Below are 23,289 nucleotides of genomic sequence, written 5' to 3'. Positions count from 1 at the left end.
GGATGGACGAGAACGGCGCCGGGGCCACCAAGGACCTGATGACCCTCGACGAGCTGACCCAGCGCGCCGGGATCAGCGTGCGCAACGTGCGCTTCTACACCACCAAGGGCCTCGTGCCGCCCCCGATCCGTCGCGGCCGCTCCGGCTACTACACCCCCGACCACGTCGCGCGCCTCGAGCTGGTCGCCGAGCTGCAGAGCCACGGCTTCACGCTCTCGGCCATCGAGCGCTACGTCGCCGCGATCCCCGCCGACGCCACCCCCGAGGACATCGCGCTGCACCGCACGATGCTGGCGCCGTGGCAGGCCGACGTGCCCGAGGAGATGAGCGTCGCCGAGCTCGCCACCCGCGCAGGGCGCGAGCTGGGCGAGGACGACCTCTCGACGCTGGCCGCCCTCGGCATCGCCGTGCCGACGCGCCGCGGGCGCTACGCCGTGGCGCTCACCCAGCTGCCGGTGGGGCTGAGCCTGCTCGACCTGGGCTTCCCCACCGAGGCCGCGGTCGCCTCGGCCCAGGTCTACGCCGCCCACGGCCGCCAGCTGGCCGAGGAGCTCAACCAGGTCTTCCGCACGATGGTGTGGCCCGCCTACAAGGAGGCCGGCGCCTCTCCCGAGACCATCCGCGAGGTCGTCGAGCGGCTCAAGCCGCTCTCGATCGCCGGGCTGGTCTCGGCCTACGAGTCGGCCATGGACCAGGCCAAGCGCGACCGGATCGCCGAGCGCGCCCGGCGCAGCACCGACTGACCCTGCCCCCGGCCGGCCAGGCGTCCCGGCGGTTTCTCACCCCTCGGGCCCGAGCCCCCCGCTCCTGGACGGCGGGCCAGGTCGCACCCCCTACGCTGGCCCCATGAGTCTCACCGTCCTCGTCACCGGCGCCACCGGCTTCATCGGGAAGCGGCTGGTGCCTGCGATGGTCGAGGCCGGTCACCACGTCAAGGCGATGACCCGCCACCCCGACACCTACGAGGGGCAGGGCGAGGCCGTCTACGGCGACGTCTTCGACCCCGGCACGCTGGCCGAGCCGCTGACCGACGTCGACGTGGCCATCTACCTGGTGCACTCCCTCGACGACAACGACTTCGAGCGCAAGGACGCCGAGGCCGCCACCGCCTTCGGGCTGGCCGCGGCCGCCAACGGCGTCACCCAGATCGTCTACATGGGCGGGCTCGGCAAGGACGACGACGACCTCTCCCCCCACCTGCGCTCGCGCCGCGAGGTCGAGCAGCTGCTCGGCACCTCCGGGGTGCCCGTCACGGTGCTGCGTGCGGCGATCGTCGTCGGCGCCGGCGGCGTGTCGTGGGAGATGACGCGTGGGCTGGTGAAGAACCTGCCCGCGATGGTCGTGCCGCGCTGGGCCGCCACCCGCACCCAGCCGATCGCGATCGACGACGTCATCCGCTACATCGTGGGCGTCACCGGCAAGGAGGAGGCCTACGACCGGGTCTTCGAGGTCGGCGGCGCCGACCAGCTGAGCTACGTCGGCATGATGCGCGGCGCGGCCAAGGAGATCCTGGGCCGCGACATCCCGATCATCCAGCTGCCCGTGGGCACGCCGGTGCTCTCGTCGTGGTGGATCCGCCTGGTCACGGGCGTCGACACCACCACCGCGGCCAACCTCATCGACTCCATGGGCAACGAGGTCCTGCAGACCGACTACTCCATCCGCGACGTCGTGCCCGGCGAGCCGCTGAGCTACGCCGAGGCCGTGCGCCGCGCCGTGGCCGAGGACGACCAGACCTGAGCCGGGTCCGACGCGGGCGCCCGGCCGTGCGTCGTGAGGATCGTGGATGCGCCTCCGCGCGACGCATGAGGTCAGCGCCCGCCACCGAGGGAGGGCCCGAGGACGGGTCCGCGGCGCGGAGGACGATCAGAGGAAGATCAGCGGCAAGAGGAAGAGCATCGAGATCGACCACGTCAGGTGGGTCAGGATCGGGGCGAGGATGCCGCCCGAGGCGCGACGCTGCAGGCCGACCACCACGCCGAGGAGCACGGCGGCGAAGGTGAGCATGACGTTGCCGGTGGCCAGCGTGGCCACGGTGTAGGCCACCGTGGTGACCGGCACGGGGTAGCGCGGGGTGGCGGCGTAGGCGCCACCGCGGAAGAACAGCTCCTCGGCGACGCCGTTGACGGCCGTCACGAAGAGCAGCAGCGGCCAGGGGCCCTCGACGGTGTAGTCGAGCACCGACTGGATCTGGCGCACCAGGGGGTCGAAGAGCGGGATCTCGCGGATCAGCAGCGCGCCGAGCACGAAGACCCCGACCATCGCCGCGCCCAGCAGGATCGGCGAGAGCACCGGGCGGCGCAGCCGCTCGGCGTGCCCGATGCGCCCGAGGTGGAGCGGGCCGGAGGTGAAGGCGCCGAGGATCCACACCGAGGCCAGGACGAGCGTCGAGACGTAGAACCAGCCCGAGCCCGGCTCGATGCGCAGCGAGAAGCCGAGCACGGCGGCGCCGATCACCACGAAGACACCCGTGACGATCTGGCGCCGCCTCAGCACGGCGGGGTCGTCCCGGTGGTCGCGAGGCACGACGTCCCACAGGGACCGTCTGACGAACTCACGCACCGGGCTCACTCCTCCCACCTTACGTCGCCTGCGGTCAGCCCCGGCGTCCGCTGAAGGACGCGGCGCTGTGGCTCGAGCCGCCCTGCCCCGACCCACCGGTACGCCGGGCAGCGCCCGACCGCCCGCCGGGCCCGCCGGCGGGCTTGGCCGCACCGGAGCCCTGGCCGCGCCCGCGACCCTGGCCGCCCTGGCCGCCGCCCTGCGAGGACGAGCCGGAGCCGCCCGAGGAGGTGCCGCCGCCGCGACGACGGCGGGTGCCGCCGCCCGCGCCGCCGGCGCCGCGGCCGCCGGAGCGACCCGAGCCGCCACCGCTGCCGCCGGAGCCGCGCGGGGCGGGCTCGGGGGTGCTGACGCCGAGGCCGCCGGGCACGAGGACCCGCTCACCGGGGGCCAGCGTGGTGAGGATCGGGTGGGAGATCGTGTCGACCTTGGTGATGGTCGGCTTGATGCCGGCCGCGCGGGTCAGGTCGCGCACGTCGCGCACCTGCTCGGCGGTCATCAGGGTGATGACGGTGCCGGCCGCGCCCGCGCGCGCCGTACGGCCCGAGCGGTGCAGGTAGGCCTTGTGCTCGGCCGGCGGGTCGGCGTGGACCACGAGGGCCACGTCGTCGACGTGGATGCCGCGGGCCGCGATGTCGGTGGCGACCAGCGTGCTGGCCTGACCGGCGTGGAAGGCGTCCATGTTGCGCACGCGCGCGTTCTGCGACAGGTTGCCGTGCAGCTCGACGGCGGGCACGCCGTTCTTGTTGAGCTGGCGGGCCAGGGCCTTGGCGCCGTGCTTGGTGCGGGTGAAGACCACGGTGCGACCGGGCGCGCTGGCCAGGTCGACCAGCACCGGCACGCGCTGCTCGCGCGAGAGGTGCAGGACGTGGTGGTCCATCTTGGCCACCGGCGACTGCGCGGAGTCGGCGGAGTGGGTGACGGGGTTGCGCAGGAAGCGCTTGACCAGCACGTCGATGGCGTTGTCGAGGGTGGCCGAGAAGAGCAGGCGCTGGCTCTCGACGGGGGTCTTCTCCAGGATGCGGCGCACACCGGGCAGGAAGCCGAGGTCGGCCATGTGGTCGGCCTCGTCGAGCACGGTCACCTCGATCGAGCCGAGCTGGCAGTGGCCCTGGGAGATGAGGTCCTCGAGGCGGCCGGGGCAGGCCAGCACGATGTCGGTGCCGCGGCGCAGCCCCGCGACCTGGGGGTTCTGGCCCACGCCGCCGAAGACGGTCTGGGTGGTGAGGCCGGCGGCCTTGGCCAGCGGCTTGAGGGCCTCGTGGATCTGGTTGACCAGCTCGCGGGTCGGGGCCAGCACGAGCGCGCGGGGGCGCTTGGCCGTCGCGGGCAGCGACGACTCGACGAGGCGGGCCACCAGCGGCAGCAGGAACGCGAAGGTCTTGCCGGAGCCGGTGCGGCCGCGGCCGAGCACGTCGCGCCCGGCCAGCGAGTCGGGCAGCGTCGCGGCCTGGATCGGGGTGGGGGAGGTGATGCCGTCGCGGGCGAGGATCGCCACGAGGTCGGCGGGCACGCCGAGGGCGGCGAAGCTCGGGGAGCCCGCGCCGGCGGTGCCGGAGGAACGGGTGGAGGAAGCGTTGGACGAAGCGTTGGACGATGCGTTGGACACGAAGAAGTCACTCACTGTGGGCGTGTCTCGCCAATGATTGGCTGCACGACTGGCCCGTGACGGGCGAGAGGAGCGGGTGCCTCCGACGGAGGCGGCGCGCGGACCGGGTGGTGCGGGTCCGGCGGAGCCCGAGGCAAGACGGAACGGGCTGCCCCCCAGTCTAGGGGTGCAGCCCGTCGATCGAGATTCGACGCGGTGTGCGTCTGGTCTCAGCCGTCCCTCCCGGTCGCGGTGCGCGGCGGGAGGGGAGGTCTCACTTGGTGAGGCCGTCCTTGATGTCCTTGGCGGCGTCCTTGAGCTTCTCGACGCCCTGCTTGACGCCGGCCGAGGCCTGGTCGCCCTTGCCCTCCGCCTCGAGCTGCTCGTCGCCGGTCGCGCGGCCGGTGGTCTCCTTGGCCTTGCCGCCGAGCTCCTCGGACTTGTTGCTGATCTTGTCGCCGATGCCCATCACGTGCTCCGTTCGGTCGGGTGTCCCCCTCGGTCGAGGGGTGCGTACTGCGTTCCAGTGCACCACCGTGCACCGAGCCCGGCCTCACCCCTGGGGTGAGCACGGGGTGCGCCCCGCGTCACACCGGCGCCGCCCGTGGCGTACGGGCCGGACCCGTGCGCTCGGCGGGTCAGGAGAAGGCGAGGGCCTCGTCGTCGATGCGGTCGCGGCGGATGGTGCGCACGTCTTGGAGGTAGTTCTGCCGCAGCATCCACGGCGCGCGGTCGCCCTGCTTGGGCAGGTCGACGAGGGCGCGCTGGATGTAGCCGGAGGCGAGGTCCATGAAGGGCCGCTCCCCCACCGACTCGTCGCGCACGGGCACCACGGCGCGCAGGCCGTGCTCGTCGAGGTGGGAGAGCAGGCGCACGACGTACTCCCCCACCAGGTCGGCCTTGAGGGTCCAGGAGGCGTTGGTGTAGCCGATCGTGTAGGCGAAGTTGGGCACGCCGCTGAGCATGAGGCCCTTGTAGGACATCGCCTGGGAGACGTCGATCCGCTCCCCGTCGAGGCTGAGCTCGAGGCCGCCGAAGGCGAGCAGCTTCAGGCCCGTGGCGGTGACGATGATGTCGGCGTCGAGGTGCTCCCCGGAGGTGAGCGCGATGCCGGTCTCGTCGAAGGTCTCGATGGTGTCGGTGACCACCGAGGCCTGACCGGCGCGCAGGGCCTTGAAGAGGTCGCCGTCGGGCACGACGCACAGGCGCTGGTCCCACGGGTCGTAGGACGGCTGGAAGTGCTCGTCGAAGGACACGCCCTCGGGCAGCTGGGGCTCGGTGAAGCGGCGGATGACGGCCTTGGTCTGCCGCGGGAACCGGCGGGCGAGCTGGTAGCTGGCCACCAGGCGCAGCACGTTCTTCCACCGCACGACCGGGTAGGTCACCGCGGCCGGCAGCGGCAGCTTGTCGAACAGCTTCGACCAGGGGTCCTCGCCGGGCTGCGGGAGGATGTAGGTGGGGGTGCGCTGGAGCATGGTGATGTGCTCGGTCGTGCCGGCCATCGAGGGCAGCAGCGTGATCGCGGTGGCGCCCGAGCCGATGACGACGACCCTCTTGCCGGCGTAATCGAGGTCCTCGGGCCAGTGCTGGGGGTGCACGACCTGGCCCTGGAAGCGCTCGCGGCCGGGGAAGACCGGGGTGTGGCCTTCCTCGTAGTCGTAGTAGCCCGTGGCGCCCCACAGGAAGCCGCAGGTCATGGTGAGCGGCTCGCCGTCGCGCTCGATGCGCACCGTCCAGCGCGCGGCCGCGGAGTCCCAGTCGGCGCCGAGGACCTTGTGGTGGTAGCGGACGAGGCGGTCGACGCCCTGCTCGCGGGCGACCGTGCGCACGTAGTCGAGGATCAGGCCGCCGTCGGCCAGCGCGGTGTGGCTGGGCCAGGGGCGCCAGCGGTAGCCGAAGGTGAACATGTCGGAGTCCGAGCGCACGCCGGGGTAGCGGAAGAGGTCCCACGTGCCGCCGCTGGCCCCGCGGCTCTCCAGCACCGCCACGCTGCGACCGGGGTGGCCCGCGCGCAGCTGGCAGGCCGCGCCGATGCCCGAGAGGCCGGCGCCGACGATGAGGACGTCGACGTGCTCGACCCCGCCGGGGGGCCTGGCGGAGGTGGACTCGCGGGTGCCGGTCGCAGGGGCGCTGGTCTCGCTGCTCATGGGCCGACGGTAGCCCGGTCCGGGCCTTGTTGACAGATGTTCAGCAAGAGGTCTGCCTCACTGCCCGTACGCCGGGGACGCTGCGGCTGGGCGGGGGCGGGCCGGGGTCGCGGGCCGGGGCGGGCCGGGGTCGCGGGCCGGCCGGGGCGGGGTCAGTCGCGGGCGAAGAGCTCGACGAAGCGGGTGAGCAGCCGCTGCGGCTCGGTGACAACGGCGGCGCGGGCGCGGGCCTGGAGGGTGGCGGCGCCGCCGGGCTCGAAGTAGCCGTGCTCGGCGTAGACCTCGATGCGGGTGCAGATGCCCTCGACGTCGAGCTCGGGGTGGAACTGCGTGGCCCAGACCCGCTCGCCCAGCCGGAAGGCCTGCACCGGGCAGGTCGCCGACGACGCCAGCAGCACCGCCCCCTCGGGCAGGCGGGCCACCGCCTCCTTGTGGCCCAGGAAGGCCTGGAAACGGTCGGGCAGGCCCCCGAAGAGCGCGTCGGCGCGTCCGGCCTCGGTGAGGGTGATGGTCTGCGCCCCGATCGGCTCGGGGTGGGAGCGGTCGACCAGTCCGCCGCGCAGCACGCCGAGGGTGCCGATGCCGTAGCAGGCGCCGAGGAAGGGGTGGTCGGCCGCGACGACCCGCTCGGCGAGGTCGGCCAGCTCGGCCTCGGCCCGGCGCTGCGCGGTGCTCTTGGCCTCGACGGGGTCGCTGACGTTGTAGGGCCCGCCGCCGAGCACGATGCCCGACCAGGCGTCGAGGTCGACCGGCCCGCCGAGCGCGTCGAGGAGCGACTCGCGCTCCAGGCGCACGCGGCGCAGCTCGCGCTCGGCCAGGCCGGTGCAGCGCAGGACCGCGTCGTACTCACCGTCGGCGGCGAGGTCCTCCGCGCGGGTGCCGAGGAAGAGGAACGGCTTCACGGGGCCAGTGTGCCGGGCGCCGGGCGAGGGGCTGGCACCGGCGGGCGAGCGCGACAGGGTCCTGGGGCTGCACGGCTCCGCGCCCTCCCCGCGGGCCCCCGTCACCCAGCGACCTGCTCAGGGGCCGACGAGAACGATGCCGTCGGCCGAGGTGCGATCGACGCACGCCGCGACGAGCTCGGCGACCGCGGCGGAGTCGAGCACGTCAGCAAGGTCGGTGGCGGCCTCGTAGTGACCCCCTCCTCCGCGGAACCCCTCGCCGAGAACGGCGCTGGTGCCGTCGCTCAGCCCGACCTCCCCGGCCTCCTCGTCCCAGGTCGTGCCGACGGGCCAGACGACGACCTCGCTGCCGAGGAGCAGGCAGCCTTCACGCTGGGTGAGGACGCCCCCGACCTCGGCCGAGGGGTAGCTCTCCCATGCGCCAGCAGGCGTGAGGACAGGGCCGGTCTCGACGGGGCTCGCCCCCCGGTCCTCCACGGAGGGGTCCTCGGCGCCGCAGGCGACCAGAGCCGCGAGCAGGACCACGACACCGGACGCCCCCACGTGCTCGAGACGACCTCCGCGGCGCGACCTCCGACGTCTCGATCCGTGCACGGCGCCCGTCCCGACCGCCCTTCGAACCTGCACCATCGCCACCCCACGGGTCGTCGCCTGCCGCCTCGTCGCGGCCTGTCCCCAACGGACGCGCACGACCGGCCGGCGGTTCCCCGGAACGTCAGCGGGCGTGCGACCCCCGGGTCAGTCGGCCTGCACCGCGACGCCGCGCGCGAGCAGGCCGTCGACGTCGGCGACGCCCCACGCGGCGAGCGCGTCGCGGGTGTGGCGGCCGGCCTTGTCGGGCGGGGGCGTGGAGAGCGTGGCCTCGGTGCGGGAGAAGCGGGGCGCGGGGGCCGGCTGGAGGCGGCCCTCGTGCTCGACGAGGGTCCCGCGGGCGGCGAGGTGGGGGTGGTCCTTGGCCTCGGTGACCGGGATGATCCCGGCGACGCAGGCGTCGGTGCCCTCGAAGAGCTCGACCCAGTCGGCCTGGGTGCGGCTGCGGAAGGTGTCGGCGAAGAGGGCGCGCATCTCGTCGTAGCGCTCCAGCTCGTGCTGGCCGGGGCAGGTCTCCTTGACGCCGAGCAGGGTGACGAGGGCGTCGAAGAACTGCGGCTCGAGGGCGCCGACGCTCATGTGGCGGCCGTCGGAGGTCTCGTAGACGTCGTAGTAGGGGGCGCCGCCGTCGAGGAGGTTGGCCGCGCGCTCCTCGCGGAAGATGCCCGCGCCGACGAAGGCGGTGGTCATGGCGTTGACGTGGGCGGTGCCGTCGACGATCGCGCCGTCGACGACCTGGCCCCGCCCGCTCCCCCTCGCCTCGAGGAGGGCGGCGAGGATCCCGATGACGAGGTACGTCGACCCGCCGCCGAAGTCGCCGACGAGGTTGGTCGGGAAGTGCGGTCGCGACGGGTCCTGGCCGAGGCCGAAGAGGGCGCCGGTGATGGCGATGTAGTTCATGTCGTGCCCGGCCGCGTGGGCCAGCGGGCCGGTCTGGCCCCAGCCGGTCATGCGCGCGTAGACCAGGCGCGGGTTGCGGGCGTGGCAGTCGTCGGGGCCGAGGCCGAGGCGCTCGGTGACGCCGGGGCGCATGCCCTCGACCAGCACGTCGGCGCTCGCCACGAGGTCGAGCATGGTCTGCACCGCCTCGGGGCTCTTCAGGTCGAGCGCGACGCTGGGCCGGCCGCGGTTGAGCAGGTCGTGACTCCCGCCGCTGAGCACCTGGCCCCCCGGACGCTCGACCCGGATCACGTCGGCGCCCAGGTCGGCCAGGATCATGCAGGCGTGCGGGCCCGGCCCGATGCCCGCGATCTCCACGACCTTCACGCCCCGCAGTGGTCCCGTGCCCTGACCCAGCTCGTAGCTCATGCGCGCATCATGCCCCAGATGCTGACAGAAGTGGTGTCACGGTCGGGTGGTGGGCGGGGCGCGGTCGGGATCGGGTCGGGGACCGGGCCGCGGGTGGGGCCGTCCAGCGCGATCGCGCCGGTTGCGCAGGCCGGGGCCGCCGAGGACTGCGGCAGCCGCGCACACCGCACGACGCGCCCACCCGGCTGAGCGTGGGGTCGTCCAGCGCGATTGCGCGGTTCGAGCAGGCCGGGGCCGCCCGCGAACGCACCAGCCACGCACACCGCGCCGTCCCCAGCCCGCCGCCGGCGCAATCGCGCGATCGGTGCGCTCCAGCCACGCCATGGCGCGATCCGGCCTGCGGCGGCGGAGCGGGGAGCCTCCGGGTCAGCCGGGCAGGACGCGCCGCAGGAACTGGCGGGTGCGCTCCTCGCGGGGGTCGGCGAAGATCTCGGCGGGCGGGCCCTGCTCGAGGATGCGGCCCTCGTGGAGGAAGCAGACCGAGGTGGCGACCTCGCGGGCGAAGGCCATCTCGTGGGTGGCCAGCACCATGGTGGTGCCGGCCTCGGCCAGGTCGCGCACGATGGCGAGCACGTCGCCGACCAGCTCGGGGTCGAGCGCCGCGGTGATCTCGTCGAGCAGCAGCAGGGTCGGCTGCGTGCACAGCGCGCGCACCAGCGCCGCGCGCTGCTGCTGGCCGCCGGAGAGCTTGTCGGGGTGCTTGCCGGCGTGCTCGGAGAGCCCGAACTGCGCGAGCAGGTCGCGGGCGCGGGTCTCCGCCTCGGCCTGGCCGAGGCCGTGCACGCGGCGCGGGGCGAGGGTGCAGTTGTCGAGCACGCTGAGGTGGGGGAAGAGGTTGTAGGCCTGGAAGACCATGCCCATGCGCCGGCGCACCTCGCGCGGGTCGACGCGGGGGTCGGAGACCTCGCGGCCCTCGAAGACGATCGAGCCGTCGTCGACGTCCTCGAGCAGGTTGAGGCAGCGCAGCAGCGTCGACTTGCCCGAGCCCGAGGAGCCGATCAGGCAGATGACATCGTGGGGCTGCACGCGCAGCGACACGTCGGCCAGCACGACGCGCTCGCCGTAGGACTTGCGCAGGCCGGTCGCCTCGAGCAGCGGCTCGACGCCGCCGCGCGCGGTCCCGCCCGCCGGGCCGGTCACAGGGCCGGTCACAGCGCCGCTCACAGGGCACCGGTCCGCTCGCGCCGGGCGTAGCGGCGACCGAGGGCGTCGGTGAGCCGGGCCAGCGGGATGGTGAGGGCGACGAAGAAGAGGGCCACGACGACGTAGGGGGTGTAGTTGAAGTTGTAGTTGGTGTAGTCGCGGGCCACGAAGACCGCCTCGAAGACACCGATCGTGGAGGCCAGGGCGGTGTCCTTCTGCAGCGAGACGAAGTCGTTGAGCAGCGGCGGCACGACGCGGCGCACGGCCTGCGGCACGACGACGAAGCGCATGGTCTGGGTGCGCGAGAGCGCCAGCGCCTCGGCCGAGGCGATCTGGCTGGGGTGGATCGACTCGATGCCGGAGCGGAAGACCTCGGCGACGTAGGCGCTGTAGGAGATCACCAGGGCCGTGGTGGCCCAGAAGAACGGGCTGGTCGGCAGGCCCTGCAGCTGCAGGCCCGGCATGCCGAAGCCCATCAGCAGCACGAGCAGCAGCGTGGGGATCCCGCGCACCACGTCGGTGTAGGCCACCGCGAGCAGCCGCAGCGGCGCCAGCACCGGTGCGCGGGCGCCGCGCGCCAGCGCGATGAGCAGCCCGAGCACCAGGATGATCGGCTCGGCGATCATGAACATCGCGACGTTGATGAGGAAGGCGTCGGCGATGTCGGGCAGCGAGGCGCGGGCGTGGAAGCCGTTGAAGAACGACTCGCGCACCCGCTCCCAGCCCGGCGAGGTCACCAGCAGCAGGCCCAGGCCGGCGAAGAAGACGACCAGCGCCGTGGTCGCGACGCCGATCGAGCGGCGGCGCAGGGCACGGCGTACGGCGCGCCGCTCGAGCTCGCGCTCGCTCGGGGTCCAGGTGGCGCCGCCCGCGGGAGCGCCGGTCGGGGACGTCACTGGAGCTGGGGGACGTCCACGACGTCGGAGAGCCAGCGCTGCTCGAGGTCGGCCAGGGTGCCGTCGTCGTCCATCTGGGCCAGCGCGGCGTCGACGCAGGGCACGAGGTCGCTGCCCTTCTCGAAGAGCATCCCGAACTCCTCCTGCTCCCCGGTCTCGGGCTGGAACTGCCCGACGAGCACGCTGTCGGGGATCTCGACGGCGGAGATGTAGAAGGCGGTGGGCAGGTCGGCGAGCACGGCGTCGACCTGGTCGTTCTGCAGGGCCTGCTTGGCGGCATTGGTGTCCTCGAAGACCACGGCGTCGGCCTCCGGCTGGATGACGTCGCGGATCGCGGTGAGCGAGGTGGTGCCGGTCTGCGCGCCGAGCCGCAGACCCTGCAGGTCCTCCAGGCTGGTGGCCTCGGCGCCGGCGGTGCCCTCGAGGGCGATGACGGCCTGGGCGGCGGAGTAGTAGCCGGAGGAGAAGTCGACGACCTCGGCGCGGGCCGGGGTGATCGAGATCTGGTTGATGTCGAGGTCGAAGTCCTTGGGGCCCGGCTTGTAGCTGGAGTTGAAGGGCACCGTCTGCCAGGTGACCTCGTCGGCGCCGAAGCCCAGGCGGTCGGCGACCTCGTAGGCCACCGCCGACTCGAAGCCCTCGCCGTTGGTGGGGTCGTTGTCGGTGAACCACGGGTCGTAGGCCGGGGAGTCGGTGCCGACGGTCAGCGTGCCGTCGGAGACCAGGGTCGCGCCCGCGGCGCACTCGGCCGGGTCGAGGTCGGCGGCCGGCGTGGCCTGAGCCGAGGAGGTGTCGTCGCCGGACCCGCCCGCGCTGCCGGACTCCTCGACCGGGGCGCAGGAGACGGCGAGCAGCACGAGGGGCAGGGACACGAGGGAGGCCGTCCGGCGCAGCAGCATGGACGAATCGTAGGTCGCGCCGGGCCGGTCGCGGTCACGACGGGTCCGCGCCGGGACGCCGGTCACGTCCCAGGAACACGTCGGGGGTCCTCCGGAGGGTGACGAACCCCCCCTCTTGCAACTCGTTGCATAGGTACGTCACCATGGCCGCATGGCCCTCGAGCACGCCCTCCTCGTCGCGCTGCGCGAGCAGCCCGCGGCCGGACTCGAGCTCGCCGGGCGCTTCAGCCGCTCGATCGGCTTCTTCTGGTCGGCCACCCACCAGCAGATCTACCGCGTGCTGGCCCGCATGGAGGCCGACGGCTGGGTCGAGGCCACCCCCGTGCCGCAGGCCGGGCGCCCCGACAAGAAGGAGTACGCCGTCACCGCGGCCGGGCGCGAGGCGCTCGCCGCGTGGCTGGCCACCCCCGTCGGGCCCGAGCCGATGCGCTCGGAGCTGGCCGTCAAGCTGCGCGGCGCCTCCTTCGGCGAGCGCGAGGCCGTGCTCGACGTCGTGCGCGCCGACCTGGCCGACCACCACCTGCGCCTGGACCACTACCGCCAGCTGATGAAGCGCGACTACCCCGAGCCCGGCCGCCTCACCGGCCTGGCCCTCGACCAGTACCTCGTGCTGCGCGGCGGCGTGCGGCTCGAGGAGTTCTGGACCCAGTGGCTCGAGGAGTACCTCGACGCCCACACCCGCCCCACCACGGAGGACGACCGATGACCGCCCAGACCCCGCAGCCCGAGCAGCCCGAGCAGCCCCGGCACCCGTTGCTGCTCTCCCCGCTCACCCTCGGCGCGGGCGCCGACGCGCTGACGCTGCGCAACCGGATCGTCATGGGCTCCATGCACACCGGCCTGGAGGACAGCGCGCGGGACCTGCCGGCGCTCGCGGCGTACTTCCGGGAGCGTGCGCGCGGCGGCACCGGCCTCATCGTCACCGGCGGCTACGCCCCCAACCGGCGCGGCTGGCTCAAGCCCTTCGCCTCCGAGCTGACCTCGCGGCGCCAGGCCCGCAGCCACCACCAGGTCACCGGCGCGGTGCACGAGGAGGGCGGGGCGATCGCGCTGCAGGTGCTGCACGCGGGCCGCTACGGCTACCACCCCTTCAGTGCCTCCGCCTCGAGGCGCAAGTCGCCGATCACGCCCTTCACGCCCTCGGCGATGTCGACGCGCACCGTCGACCGCACCGCCTCCGACTTCGCCGACGCCGTCGGCCTGGCGCGTGAGGCGGGCTACGACGCCGTCGAGATCATGGGCTCCGAGGGCTACCTCATCAACCAGTTCCTCGCCGCGCGCACCAACGACCGCACCGACGCGTGGGGCGGCTCGGCCAGCAAGCGGATGCGCTTCCCGGTCGAGGTGGTGCGCCGCGCCCGCGAGGTCGTCGGCGACGACCTCCCGATCGTCTACCGCATCTCGCTGCTCGACCTGGTCGAGGACGGCCAGAGCTGGGAGGAGACCGTCGAGCTGGCCCACCTGCTCGAGCAGGCCGGCGTCACCGTGCTCAACACCGGCATCGGCTGGCACGAGGCCCGCGTGCCCACCATCATCACGCAGGTGCCGCGCGGGGCGTGGCGCTCGATGACCGCCCGGCTCAAGGCAGCCGTGTCGGTGCCGGTCTGCGCCTCCAACCGGATCAACACCCCCGACCTGGCCGAGGCCGTGCTGGCCGCCGGCGAGGCCGACCTCGTCTCGATGGCCCGCCCGCTGCTGGCCGACCCCGAGTTCGCGCTCAAGACCGCCGAGGGCCGCGCCGACGAGATCAACACCTGCATCGCCTGCAACCAGGCCTGCCTCGACCACGCCTTCAAGAACCAGAAGGCCTCCTGCCTGGTCAACCCCCGCGCCGGTCGCGAGACCACCCTGCTGCTCACCCCCACCCGCCGCCGCGCCAGCGTCGCCGTCGTCGGCGCCGGGCCCGCCGGGCTCGCCACCGCCGTCTCCGCCGCCGAGCGCGGGCTGGCCGTCACCCTCTTCGAGGCCGGCCCCGAGCTGGGCGGGCAGTTCCGCCTGGCCATGGCCGTGCCCGGCAAGGAGGACTTCGCCGAGACGCTGCGCTACTACCGCCGCCGCCTCGACGTGCTCGGCGTCGACGTGCGCCTCTCCACCCGCGCCGGGGTCGCCGACCTCGCCGGCTTCGACGAGGTCGTCGTCGCCACCGGCGTCACCCCGCGCGTGCCCGACCTCGAGGGCGTCGAGCACCCCAGCGTCGTGTCGTACGCCGACGTGCTCGCCGGTCGCGTCGTGCCCGGGCGCCGCGTCGCCGTCGTCGGCGCCGGCGGGATCGGCGTCGACGTGAGCGTCTGGCTGACCCACGACCCCAGCGAGGACCTCGACGACTGGCTGGCCCACTGGGGCGTCGGCGACCCCTCCCTGCACCGCGGCGGACTCACCGAGCGCAAGCCCCGCGAGCCGCGGCGCGAGGTCACCCTGCTGCAGCGCAAGACCACGATGATCGGCAAGGACCTCGGCAAGACCTCCGGCTGGGCCCACCGCGCCGTGCTCAAGCAGTCGGGGGTCACCCAGGTCGCCGGCGCCACCTACCACCGCGTCGACGACGCCGGCCTGCACTACTCCGTCGACGGCGTCGAGACCGTGCTCCCCGTCGAGCACGTCGTGCTCTGCGCCGGCCAGGAGTCGGTGCGCGACCTCTACGACGACCTCGTCGCCGCCGGCGTCACCGCCCACCTCGTCGGCGGCGCCGACGTCGCCGCCGAGCTCGACGCCAAGCGCGCCATCGAGCAGGGGACCCGGGTGGCGGCGGGGCTCTGAGGCTGCTGCGGGTTTCACCAGTCGGCTGGCGACACCCGCACTGGTCGGCCCGTGCGTGGGCCGACCAGTGCGGGTCCGCGCCGACAGGTGGGACGCAGGTGGCTGGTGGGACTCCGGCTGCCGCGCGCGCGGTCTCGCGCGGCGGGGGCCGGCGTGCGGGAAGTGGCGGCGAACGGCAGGTCCACCCGCCCTGAGCTCGTCGTATGCCGCCACTCCGCTGCGGCACCGGTACGGCGCGGCGGGTTCCACCGGTCGGCTGGCGAAACCCGCACCTGTCGGCCCAGCCCCGCACAGGCCGACGGGGTCGCGGGGTCAGCCGAGCAGGGCCGCGCGGGCGTGGGTGGACCAGAGGCCCACGTGGGGGTCGGTGGCGGCGGGCCGGTGGTCGAAGGCGTAGGTGAGCGCGACGCCGCGCATGCTGGTGTTGAGCAGCTCCCGCGTCGCGGCGTACGACGGGAGCGCCACGAGGTCGGCGCCGAGCATGCGGTCGGTCGCGGCGCGCACCTGCTCGCCGACCGCGCGCTCGGCGGGGCGCAGCGCCTGCGCGAGGGCGGGGGTGTGACGCGCGGCGAGCCAGAGCTCGGTCGCAGCCCAGAAGTAGTCCTCGCGGTAGGTCGACCACAGCACCGCGACGGCGGCGTCGATCCGCTCCCCGGGGTCGGCCGGCCACGTCGTCCGGGCGCCGAGGGCGGCGATCCGGGCCGTGGCGAGGTGGGCGACGGCGGCGACGAGCAGGTCGTCGCGGGAGGGGTACTGGTGCAGCAGACGCCCCCGCGACACCCCGGCCAGCTGCTGGATGCGCAGTGTCGAGGCGCCGGCGTAGCCGTGCTCGACCAGCGCCCGCACGGCCGCGTCGAGCACCTGCTGGCGGGTGACCAGGCTCGGACGGCGGGTGGCACGCCCGGCCGCCGATCCGCCCGCGCCTCCCGCTCCGGCCACGCCCCCAGCTCGGCGAGCAGCGCCCGCGCCGCCCGCACCGCCCACACCGCCCACACCGCCCACAGCGTCCCCGCGGCCACGGCTGTCAGCCCGACCGGGACGGTCGATCCGATCAGCCCGGCCCGGGCCCCCGTCGCCATTGCCGAGGGCGCCCCCGCCACCACCGCCGACGCCGTCACCACCCCCGCGGACGCCGCCGCTCCCGCGGGGACCCCCGCCGCCGTCGCCGGCCACGCTCAGTCCAGCGGGTCGAGGAACAGGTCGGCCTCGAGGGGGCCGTCGCCGGGGCCGGCGCGGTAGCCCGAGAGGTCGGTGACGCCCTCCTCGGCGAGCACCTGGTCGTCGATGTAGAAGTGGCCGGTGCAGGCGCGCGGGTCGCGGGCGAGGATCGCGTGGGCGGCGTCGGCGACGATCTCGGGGGTGCGCGAGCGGGCGACGGCCTCGTCGCCGCCGAGCAGGTTGCGCACGGCAGCGGTGGCGATCATGGTGCGCGGCCACAGCGAGTTGGCGGCGATGCCGCGGTCCTTGAGCTCCTCGGCGAGGCCGAGGGTGACCAGGCTCATCGAGTACTTCGCCATCGTGTAGGCGAGGTACTTCCCCGCCCACCGCGGGTCGAGGTCGAGCGGTGGCGAGAGCGTCAGCACGTGGGCGTGGTCGGAGCGCTCGAGCCACGGCAGCGCGGTCTTCGACAGCAGGAACGTGCCGCGGGCGTTGATGGCCATCATCAGGTCGTACTTCTTCATCGCGATGTCGCTGGTCGACGACAGGTCGAGCGCGGAGGCGTTGTTGACCACGACGTCGATGCCGCCGAATCGCTCGACGGCCTGGTCGACGGCCGACCGCACGTCCTCCTCGTTGCGCACGTCGCCGACCACCGCGAGGGCCTGGCCGCCGGCGGCCTCGATCTCGGCCGCGGCGGTGTGCACCGTGCCCTCCAGGCGCGGGTCGGGCTCCGCGGTCTTGGCCAGCATCACCACGTTGGCGCCGTCGCGGGCCGCGCGCAGCGCGATGGCCAGGCCGATGCCGCGGCTGCCGCCCGACATCAGCAGGGTGCGGCCGGCGAGCGGGGCGGCTCCTGCGGCGGAGGACGCGGGGGTGGGGTCTGCGGGCACGGGGAGTCTCCTCGGGTCGGTGTCCGGCCACGGTAGGAGGCGCGGGCGATGACGGTCAACGCTGACTGTTATGAGTTGGTACCGTCCGCGGCATGACGTGCGTCACGCCCGTCGCCGGCCACCGTGCCGCCACCCCGGTCGTCCACCCCGGTCGTCCGCCCCAGTCGTCCACCCCAGTCGTCCACCCCAGGAGACCCCGTGAGCCCCGACGTCCGCTCCAGCACCGTCGACGACGTGCTGCGCCGCTCCGCCCTGCGCTGGGCCGCGCGCACCGCGCTGGTCTTCGACGAGCGCCGCTGGACCTACGCCGACCTCGACGCCGCGGTGACCCGGGCCGCGGCGCACCTGCTGACCCTGGGCCTGGAGCGCGGCGACCGCGTGGCCACCGTGGGCGCCAACTCCGACGCCTACCTGCTGGCCTTCCTCGGCTGCGCCCGCGCCGGGCTCGTGCACGTGCCGGTCAACTACGCCCTCGCCGGCGACGAGCTGGCCTACCTGCTCACCGACTCCGGCGCCCGGGTCGCCCTGGTCGACCCCGCCCTCCGGGCGGGGGTCGAGGCCGTGCGCGCGACCACCTCGGTGGAGCAGGTGCACGCGCTGCACGGCGAGGACGGGGCGATGCTGGAGCGGTGGGCGAGCGGGGAGGTGCCGAGGCTCGACCTGCCGCAGCCCGTCGCCGACACCGACCTGGTGCAGCTGCTCTACACCTCCGGCACGACCTCGGCTCCCAAGGGCGCGATGATGACCCACCGCGCGCTGGTGCACGAGTACGTCTCCACCGTCGTCGCGCTGGCCTGCCACGAGGGCGACGACCCGCTGCACTGCATGCCGCTCTACCACTCCGCCGGCATGCACGTGTTCCTGCTGCCCTACCTCGCCGTCGGCGCCACCAACCACCTGATGCCGCGCCCCGACGTGCCCGAGGTGCTGCGCCGCGTCGAGGAGCACGGCCACGGCGCGCTCTTCCTCGCCCCCACCGTATGGGTGCCGCTGGCCAACCACCCCGACCTCGCCACCCGCGACCTGTCCTCGCTGCGCAAGGCCTTCTACGGCGCCTCGATCATGCCCGGGCCCGTGCTGGCCCGCCTCCAGGAGCGACTGCCCGGGCTGGCGTTCTACAACTGCTTCGGGCAGAGCGAGATCGGGCCGCTGGCCTCCGTGCTCGGCCCCGAGGAGCACGCCGAGCGCCCCGACTCGTGCGGTCGCACCGTGCTCTTCGTCGAGGCCCGGGTGGTCGACGAGACCGGCGCCGACGTCGAGCCCGGCACCGCCGGCGAGCTGCTCTACCGCTCCCCGCAGCTGTGCACGGGCTACTGGGGCAAGCCCGAGGCCACCGCGGAGGCCTTCGTCGACGGGTGGTTCCACTCCGGCGACATGGTCACCCGCGACGCCGAGGGCTACCTCACCGTCGTCGACCGGATCAAGGACGTCATCAACACCGGCGGGGTGCTGGTGGCCTCCCGCGAGGTCGAGGACGCCCTCTACACCCATCCGGCCGTGGCCGAGGTCGCCGTCGTCGCCATGCCCGACGACCGCTGGATCGAGGCCGTCACCGCCGTCGTCGTGGTCCGCGAGGGACACACCGTCGAGCCCGACGAGCTCGTCGCCCACGCCCGGACCCGGCTGGCCGCCTTCAAGGTGCCCAAGCGGGTGCACCTGGTCGGGGAGCTGCCGCGCAACCAGAGCGGCAAGCTGCTCAAGCGTGTCCTGCGCGACGACCTGCGCGACGCGTGAGCGACGGCAGCGGACCGCCGGGCCCCGGACGCTAGCGTCGGGGCATGATCCGCGACCTCACCGACGCCGAGGCGCGCGCCGCGCTGGTCAACAAGTGGGCCGTGCCCGACGACGTGCTGCCGGCCTGGGTGGCCGAGATGGACTACGCGGTGGCGCCGGCCATCACCCGCGCCCTGCACGAGGCGGTGGAGCGCGGCGTGACCGGCTACCCCGCGCTCGAGCACGACGGCGGCGCGCTCGGCGCGGCGTACGCCGGGTTCGCGCGGCGCCGCCACGGGTGGGAGGTCGACCCCGGGCTGGTGCTGCCGACCGTCGACGTCAGCGCCGGGGTGCGGCTGGTGCTCGACGCGCTGAGCGACCCCGGCCCCGTGGTGCTGCCGCTGCCGGCCTACGCACCCCAGCTGGACCTGCCCGGGGTGACCGGACGCGAGCGGTGGGACCTGCCGGTGACCCCCGACGGCGACGCCTACGCGCTCGACCTCGACCACCTCGAGCGGCTGCTGGAGCGCGGGGCGCGCACCCTGCTGCTGACCCAGCCGCACAACCCCTGCGGCCACGTGCACACCCGCGCGGAGCTGGAGGCCGTGCGCGACCTGGTGGTGCGCCACGGGGCGCGGGTGGTCAGCGACGAGATCCACGCGCCGCTGGTGCTGCCCGGCGCCGAGCACGTGCCGTACCTCTCGCTGGAGGGCACCGCCGACCACGCCGTGGCCCTGGTGGCGGCGAGCAAGGCCTTCAACACCGCGGGGCTGAAGTGCGCGCAGGTGGTGAGCGGCGACGCCGCCACCCACGCCCGGCTCACGGCCGTGCCGATGGTGCGCAACGACTCGTGGTCCTCCCTCGGCGTGGTGGCCTCGGTGGCGGCCTACACCGAGGGCGACGCGTGGCTCGACGCGCTGCTGGTGCGCCTCGACGAGCAGCGCAGCCTGCTGGCCGACCTGCTGGCCGAGCACCTGCCGGCGGCGCGGATGAGGCCGCTGGAGGCGACCTACCTCGCCTGGCTCGACCTGCGGTCCTCCGGCCACGACGACCCGGCCGCGGTGGCGCTGGAGCGCGGGCGGGTGCGGCTGGCGCCCGGCCACGACTACCACCCCGGGCTGGTCGGTCACGCCCGGCTCAACGTCGCGACCAGCGCCACCCGGCTGTCGGAGATCGTTCGTCGCCTGGCCGTGGCGCTGTCACCTCGTTGATCCGCGGGGGCGTCTGACTGGGGCCATGACCCTCCCGGCGACGCCCGCGACCGACCGGCCGACGGGCCGGCCCTCCCCCGCCACCGGCACCGGCACCGTCGAGCTGCCGCCGGAGTCGCGCCGGCGCCTCGTGGTGATCGGCTGCGGCTACCTCGGTGCCACCCACGCGGCCTGCATGGCCGAGCTGGGCCACGAGGTGCTCGGCGTCGAGGTCGACCCCGCGCGGCTGGCGGCGCTGCAGACCGGCCGGGTGCCCTTCCACGAGCCGGGCCTGGCCGAGCTGCTGGCGCGCCACGTGGCCTCGGGGCGACTGCGGTTCACCGACTCCTACGCCGAGGCCGGGGCCTTCGGCGACGTGCACTTCGTCTGCGTCGGCACCCCGCAGCGCGGCGACAGCCTCGGCGCCGACACCTCCCACGTGGAGGCCGCGGTGGCGTCGCTGGCGCCCCACCTCGACCGGCCCGCCCTGGTCGTCGGCAAGTCCACGGTGCCGGTCGGCACGGCCGCCTCGCTGGCGGCCACCCTGGCCGCGCGCTGCCCGGCCCCCGACGACGTCGACCTGGCCTGGAGCCCGGAGTTCCTGCGCGAGGGCTTCGCGATCGCCGACACCCTGCGCCCCGACCGGGTCGTGGTCGGCGTGGCCTCCGAGCGCGCCGAGAAGCTGCTGCGCGAGCTCTACGCCCCGCAGGTCGACGCCGGCTGCCCGCTGGTGGTCACCGACCTCGCGACCGCCGAGCTGGTCAAGGTCGCCGCCAACGCGTTCCTGGCCACCAAGATCTCCTTCGTCAACGCCGTCAGCGAGGTCTGCGAGGCCGCCGGCGCCGACGTCGTCGACCTCGCCGAGGCGCTGGGCCACGACGCCCGCATCGGCCACCGCTTCCTGCGCGCCGGGATCGGCTTCGGGGGCGGCTGCCTGCCCAAGGACATCCGCGCCTTCGTCCACCGCGCCGGGGAGCTCGGGGTCGAGGACACCATGTCCTTCCTGCGCCAGGTCGACGCCATCAACCAGCGCCAGCGCCAGCGCGTCGTGCAGCTGTCGACCGCCCTGCTCGGCGGCAGCGTCACCCGGACCCGGATCGCGGTGTGGGGCGCGGCCTTCAAGCCCGACAGCGACGACGTGCGCGACTCACCGGCGCTCTCGATCGCCGGCAGGCTGCACCTGCGCGGCGCGACCGTCACCGTGCACGACCCCGCCGCGGGCGGCACGGCGCGCGCGGCGTACCCGACGCTGACCTACGCCGACTCCCCGCTCGAGGCCTGCCGCGACGCCGACCTGCTGCTGCACCTCACCGAGTGGGGCGACTACCGCGAGGTCGACGTGGCCGAGGTGGGCCGGGTCGTGCGGCGCAAGCAGCTGCTCGACGGGCGCAACGCCCTCGACGCCGCGCTGTGGCGCGAGCACGGGTTCACCGTGCGGGGGATGGGCCGCCGGCCCTGAGCGGCGGCAGCCGGACCCCTCGGCTCAGACGTTGAAGCGGCCGCGGCGCCGCACGAGCGGGCGGGGGGCCTGGGGCAGCCAGGTGCGGGTCACGTGGTCGATCACGTGCACGCCGGGGGGCGCCTCGATGCGGTGCAAGCCGAGCAGCTCCTCGCCGCGGCCCTCGCTCAGGGCGGTGAAGACCTCCCACTCGCGCCGCTTGCGGGGGGCGCGGGAGGAGTCGAAGTCGGTGGTCGAGGTCCAGTGGGTGAACTCGTCGCGGTCGAGCCACTTCAGCTCCACGACCATCCCCTCGGGGGCGATGATGCGGTCGGAGTCGTCGGGGAACTCGCGCACCTCCCACTCGAAGGCCTTGACGAACGTGAACTCCGGGCCCATCGGGTAGACCCACGGCTCCAGGAAGCGGTAGCCGAGGTCGAGCCAGGCCACCGAGTCGCTCTCGACGGTGAGCGGGTGGCGCGGCAGGGCGACCACGGCCCCCGACTCCTCCAGCTGCCACGACAGGTCGGCCAGCAGGGCGACGCCCTCGCGGGTGAGCACCATGTCGCCGTCCCACTTCATCGAGTAGGACGTGCGGACCTGGGAGAGCGACCAGTTGTAGAAGTGGGTCAGCGAGTGCACCGAGTCGGGCGGGGTGGCCAGGTGCTCGGTGCCGGCCCGGGCGACCTGGAAGGGGTAGTCGAGCACGGTGAGCCGCTCACCGGCGCCGAGCTCGTCGGCGATGCGGCGGGCCTCCTCGGCGGTGCCGTCGTCGGAGAGGTTGTCGACGACGATGACGTGCTGCACCGCCTCGAGCATCCCGGGCAGCACCCACGGCAGGTTGTGGGCCTCGTTGCGCATCCGGAAGACGCAGGTCAGCCCGGGGGTGAGTCGGCCCTGGCGCCACGGCCAGCGCACGTCGTAGGTCGGGTCGCCCTCCAGGCAGGGGATGTCGGCGCCACGCACCGGGCTCATCGCGACCTGCCCGCGGCCTTGCGCAGGCCCCGGCGCACCGAGGGCGGCACCAGGGCGCGGACCTTGTGGGGCACCTTGTCGGCGCGCCCGCCGTCGCTCGCGGTCTGCGGAGGCGCGACCTTGGCCAGGGCCTCGCGGCGGGCGGCGAGCGCGGCCGACTCGGCGATGGCGGCCGACTCGTCGTAGAGCTCGGCGTAGGCGGCGCGCAGCTCGTCGAGGCGCTCGTGGGTCGCGGCGACGTCGCCGTCGTCGTCGGCGAGCCGGTCGAGGGCCACCCACGACTCCTGGGCGATCTCGCGCAGGCGGCGCGGCACCTGGACGTCGTCCCAGGTCAGCTGCACGCGGCGCAGGTTGGGGTCGATGAACTGGTGCACCGCTCGGATGTCGTTTGCCGAGGCCGACTTGACCGCGTCGAGGTCGAAGCGCTGCCCGACGCCGAAGACCGGCACCGTCCAGTCCTGCAGCAGGTCGCCGTAGCGCACGAAGGCGCGCACCGAGCCGCGCGTGGAGCGCTCGGTGTGGAGCATCATGTTGACCCAGGCGGCGGTGCGGCTGATCTCGCCGAACTTCGAGGAGTAGTACTTCTGCTTGCTCCCCACGACCTCGGTCGGCGGGCGGAGCATGGTGACGTACGCCGGCGTCGCGTCGCAGCGCAGCGCGGCCGCGCGCCACAGGCCGAGGAACCACGCCATGCGCGGGTCCTTGACGACCAGCTCGGGCCCGCCCTCGACGAACTGCTCCTCCAGCCAGGTGTGCAGCCGGGTGCGCAGCGGGCCGAAGGTGGCCAGCTTGCCCGACTCGAACCACGCCGAGGGCCGGCCGTCGGAGACCTGCACGTTGCAGCGCTTGAGCAGCTCGTCGTGGAAGTCGACGACCCACTGCGGCTCGCCGAAGCCCTTGGGGTTGGTCTCGTCGGCCACGACCTCGGGCTGGGGCACGTGCATGCCGAGCGCCTGGAGGGTGCCGGCCATGGTGCTCGTGCCGCTGCGGCCCGAGCCGACCACGAAGACGATCCGGCGGGGCACGGGCGGCGCGTCGGCCAGCGGGTCGGCCGCGTCGACGGGCGCCGCGGGGTCGGAGCCGGGCTCGGGGGTGGGGGTGGACCCCGGGGTCTCGGACGACATGCGCG

Annotated in this window: 21 protein-coding genes; 7 read left to right on the top strand and 14 right to left on the bottom strand. The window is 74.3% G+C overall.

Annotated features, from left to right (window positions below):
• Positions 1-2 precede the first annotated feature (2 nt).
• Positions 3-743: a MerR family transcriptional regulator gene (locus tag IR170_RS07045; protein ID WP_056865024.1), complete on the top strand. Its 741-nt coding sequence runs from the start codon at positions 3-5 to the stop codon at positions 741-743.
• A gap of 103 nt (positions 744-846) precedes the next feature.
• The gene (locus tag IR170_RS07040; RefSeq protein ID WP_056865025.1) at positions 847-1,740 is read left to right on the top strand and encodes an NAD(P)H-binding protein; all 894 of its coding nucleotides are present in this window, start codon (positions 847-849) and stop codon (positions 1,738-1,740) included.
• Positions 1,741-1,866: 126 nt separating this feature from the next.
• Here IR170_RS07040 and IR170_RS07035 read toward each other — a convergent pair whose 3' ends face one another.
• The 10 genes from IR170_RS07035 to IR170_RS06990 all read right to left on the bottom strand — a co-directional run bounded on the left by IR170_RS07035 (position 1,867) and on the right by IR170_RS06990 (position 12,036).
• Positions 1,867-2,562, bottom strand: a complete 696-nt coding sequence (locus tag IR170_RS07035) for a CPBP family intramembrane glutamic endopeptidase (RefSeq protein ID WP_082500489.1) — start codon at positions 2,560-2,562, stop codon at positions 1,867-1,869.
• Positions 2,563-2,596: 34 nt separating this feature from the next.
• Entirely contained in the window at positions 2,597-4,186 is a 1,590-nt protein-coding gene (locus IR170_RS07030; protein WP_319804947.1) for a DEAD/DEAH box helicase, read from the bottom strand.
• A 238-nt stretch (positions 4,187-4,424) separates the two neighbouring features.
• Entirely contained in the window at positions 4,425-4,619 is a 195-nt protein-coding gene (locus IR170_RS07025) for a CsbD family protein (protein ID WP_056865028.1), read from the bottom strand.
• A gap of 169 nt (positions 4,620-4,788) precedes the next feature.
• Positions 4,789-6,297: a flavin-containing monooxygenase gene (locus IR170_RS07020; RefSeq protein WP_193661796.1), complete on the bottom strand. Its 1,509-nt coding sequence runs from the start codon at positions 6,295-6,297 to the stop codon at positions 4,789-4,791.
• Positions 6,298-6,449: 152 nt separating this feature from the next.
• The gene (locus tag IR170_RS07015; protein ID WP_193661795.1) at positions 6,450-7,199 is read right to left on the bottom strand and encodes a glutamine amidotransferase; all 750 of its coding nucleotides are present in this window, start codon (positions 7,197-7,199) and stop codon (positions 6,450-6,452) included.
• Between the two features lie 117 nt (positions 7,200-7,316).
• Positions 7,317-7,742 carry a hypothetical protein gene (locus IR170_RS07010; RefSeq protein WP_193661794.1) on the bottom strand — a complete coding sequence of 142 codons (426 nt, stop codon included), beginning with the start codon at positions 7,740-7,742 and terminating at the stop codon, positions 7,317-7,319.
• A gap of 195 nt (positions 7,743-7,937) precedes the next feature.
• Positions 7,938-9,098, bottom strand: a complete 1,161-nt coding sequence (locus IR170_RS07005) for a CaiB/BaiF CoA transferase family protein (protein ID WP_319804946.1) — start codon at positions 9,096-9,098, stop codon at positions 7,938-7,940.
• A gap of 366 nt (positions 9,099-9,464) precedes the next feature.
• Complete coding sequence (locus tag IR170_RS07000; RefSeq protein ID WP_319804945.1) at positions 9,465-10,250, bottom strand: amino acid ABC transporter ATP-binding protein; 786 nt, start codon at positions 10,248-10,250, stop codon at positions 9,465-9,467.
• A gap of 8 nt (positions 10,251-10,258) precedes the next feature.
• Positions 10,259-11,137 (bottom strand): amino acid ABC transporter permease, encoded by an 879-nt coding sequence (locus IR170_RS06995; RefSeq protein WP_056865031.1) that lies wholly within the window; start codon positions 11,135-11,137, stop codon positions 10,259-10,261.
• The gene (locus IR170_RS06990; RefSeq protein ID WP_193661793.1) at positions 11,134-12,036 is read right to left on the bottom strand and encodes an ABC transporter substrate-binding protein; all 903 of its coding nucleotides are present in this window, start codon (positions 12,034-12,036) and stop codon (positions 11,134-11,136) included. The genes IR170_RS06995 and IR170_RS06990 overlap by 4 nt, the downstream gene beginning before the upstream one ends.
• A gap of 151 nt (positions 12,037-12,187) precedes the next feature.
• On the opposite strand from IR170_RS06990, the gene IR170_RS06985 reads away from it, so the two are divergent.
• Both IR170_RS06985 and IR170_RS06980 read left to right on the top strand, forming a co-directional pair.
• Positions 12,188-12,742 carry a PadR family transcriptional regulator gene (locus IR170_RS06985; RefSeq protein ID WP_193661792.1) on the top strand — a complete coding sequence of 185 codons (555 nt, stop codon included), beginning with the start codon at positions 12,188-12,190 and terminating at the stop codon, positions 12,740-12,742.
• On the top strand, positions 12,739-14,793 hold the full coding sequence (locus IR170_RS06980; RefSeq protein ID WP_193661791.1) for an NADPH-dependent 2,4-dienoyl-CoA reductase: 2,055 nt from the start codon (positions 12,739-12,741) through the stop codon (positions 14,791-14,793). Before IR170_RS06985 ends, IR170_RS06980 begins: the two co-directional genes overlap by 4 nt.
• Before the next feature lie 312 nt (positions 14,794-15,105).
• Here the strand turns inward: IR170_RS06980 and IR170_RS06975 are convergent, their stop codons facing one another.
• The gene (locus IR170_RS06975; RefSeq protein WP_193661790.1) at positions 15,106-15,732 is read right to left on the bottom strand and encodes a TetR/AcrR family transcriptional regulator; all 627 of its coding nucleotides are present in this window, start codon (positions 15,730-15,732) and stop codon (positions 15,106-15,108) included.
• A 236-nt stretch (positions 15,733-15,968) separates the two neighbouring features.
• The gene (locus IR170_RS06970; RefSeq protein WP_319804944.1) at positions 15,969-16,844 is read right to left on the bottom strand and encodes an SDR family oxidoreductase; all 876 of its coding nucleotides are present in this window, start codon (positions 16,842-16,844) and stop codon (positions 15,969-15,971) included.
• A 198-nt stretch (positions 16,845-17,042) separates the two neighbouring features.
• Here IR170_RS06970 and IR170_RS06965 point away from each other — a divergent pair, with 198 nt between their 5' ends.
• The 3 genes from IR170_RS06965 to IR170_RS06955 are packed head-to-tail and all read left to right on the top strand — an operon-like array spanning position 17,043 to position 21,206.
• The gene (locus IR170_RS06965) at positions 17,043-18,578 is read left to right on the top strand and encodes a fatty acyl-CoA synthetase (RefSeq protein ID WP_193661789.1); all 1,536 of its coding nucleotides are present in this window, start codon (positions 17,043-17,045) and stop codon (positions 18,576-18,578) included.
• A gap of 44 nt (positions 18,579-18,622) precedes the next feature.
• A complete protein-coding gene (locus IR170_RS06960) occupies positions 18,623-19,768 on the top strand; it encodes a MalY/PatB family protein (protein WP_193661788.1) in 1,146 nt (381 codons plus the stop codon).
• Positions 19,769-19,793: 25 nt separating this feature from the next.
• A complete protein-coding gene (locus IR170_RS06955; protein WP_193661787.1) occupies positions 19,794-21,206 on the top strand; it encodes a UDP-glucose dehydrogenase family protein in 1,413 nt (470 codons plus the stop codon).
• Positions 21,207-21,230: 24 nt separating this feature from the next.
• Here the strand turns inward: IR170_RS06955 and IR170_RS06950 are convergent, their stop codons facing one another.
• Together IR170_RS06950 and IR170_RS06945 are read right to left on the bottom strand one after the other, a co-directional pair.
• Positions 21,231-22,160, bottom strand: a complete 930-nt coding sequence (locus tag IR170_RS06950; protein WP_056865036.1) for a glycosyltransferase family protein — start codon at positions 22,158-22,160, stop codon at positions 21,231-21,233.
• A complete protein-coding gene (locus IR170_RS06945; protein WP_227488778.1) occupies positions 22,157-23,284 on the bottom strand; it encodes a sulfotransferase family protein in 1,128 nt (375 codons plus the stop codon). Before IR170_RS06945 ends, IR170_RS06950 begins: the two co-directional genes overlap by 4 nt.
• Positions 23,285-23,289 lie beyond the last annotated feature (5 nt).

It is taken from the genome of Nocardioides kribbensis (assembly GCF_015070375.1).
Lineage (GTDB): Bacteria > Actinomycetota > Actinomycetes > Propionibacteriales > Nocardioidaceae > Nocardioides > Nocardioides kribbensis.
Note: the sequence above shows the minus strand (reverse complement) of the source record. Positions and strands in the feature narration are given on the sequence as shown.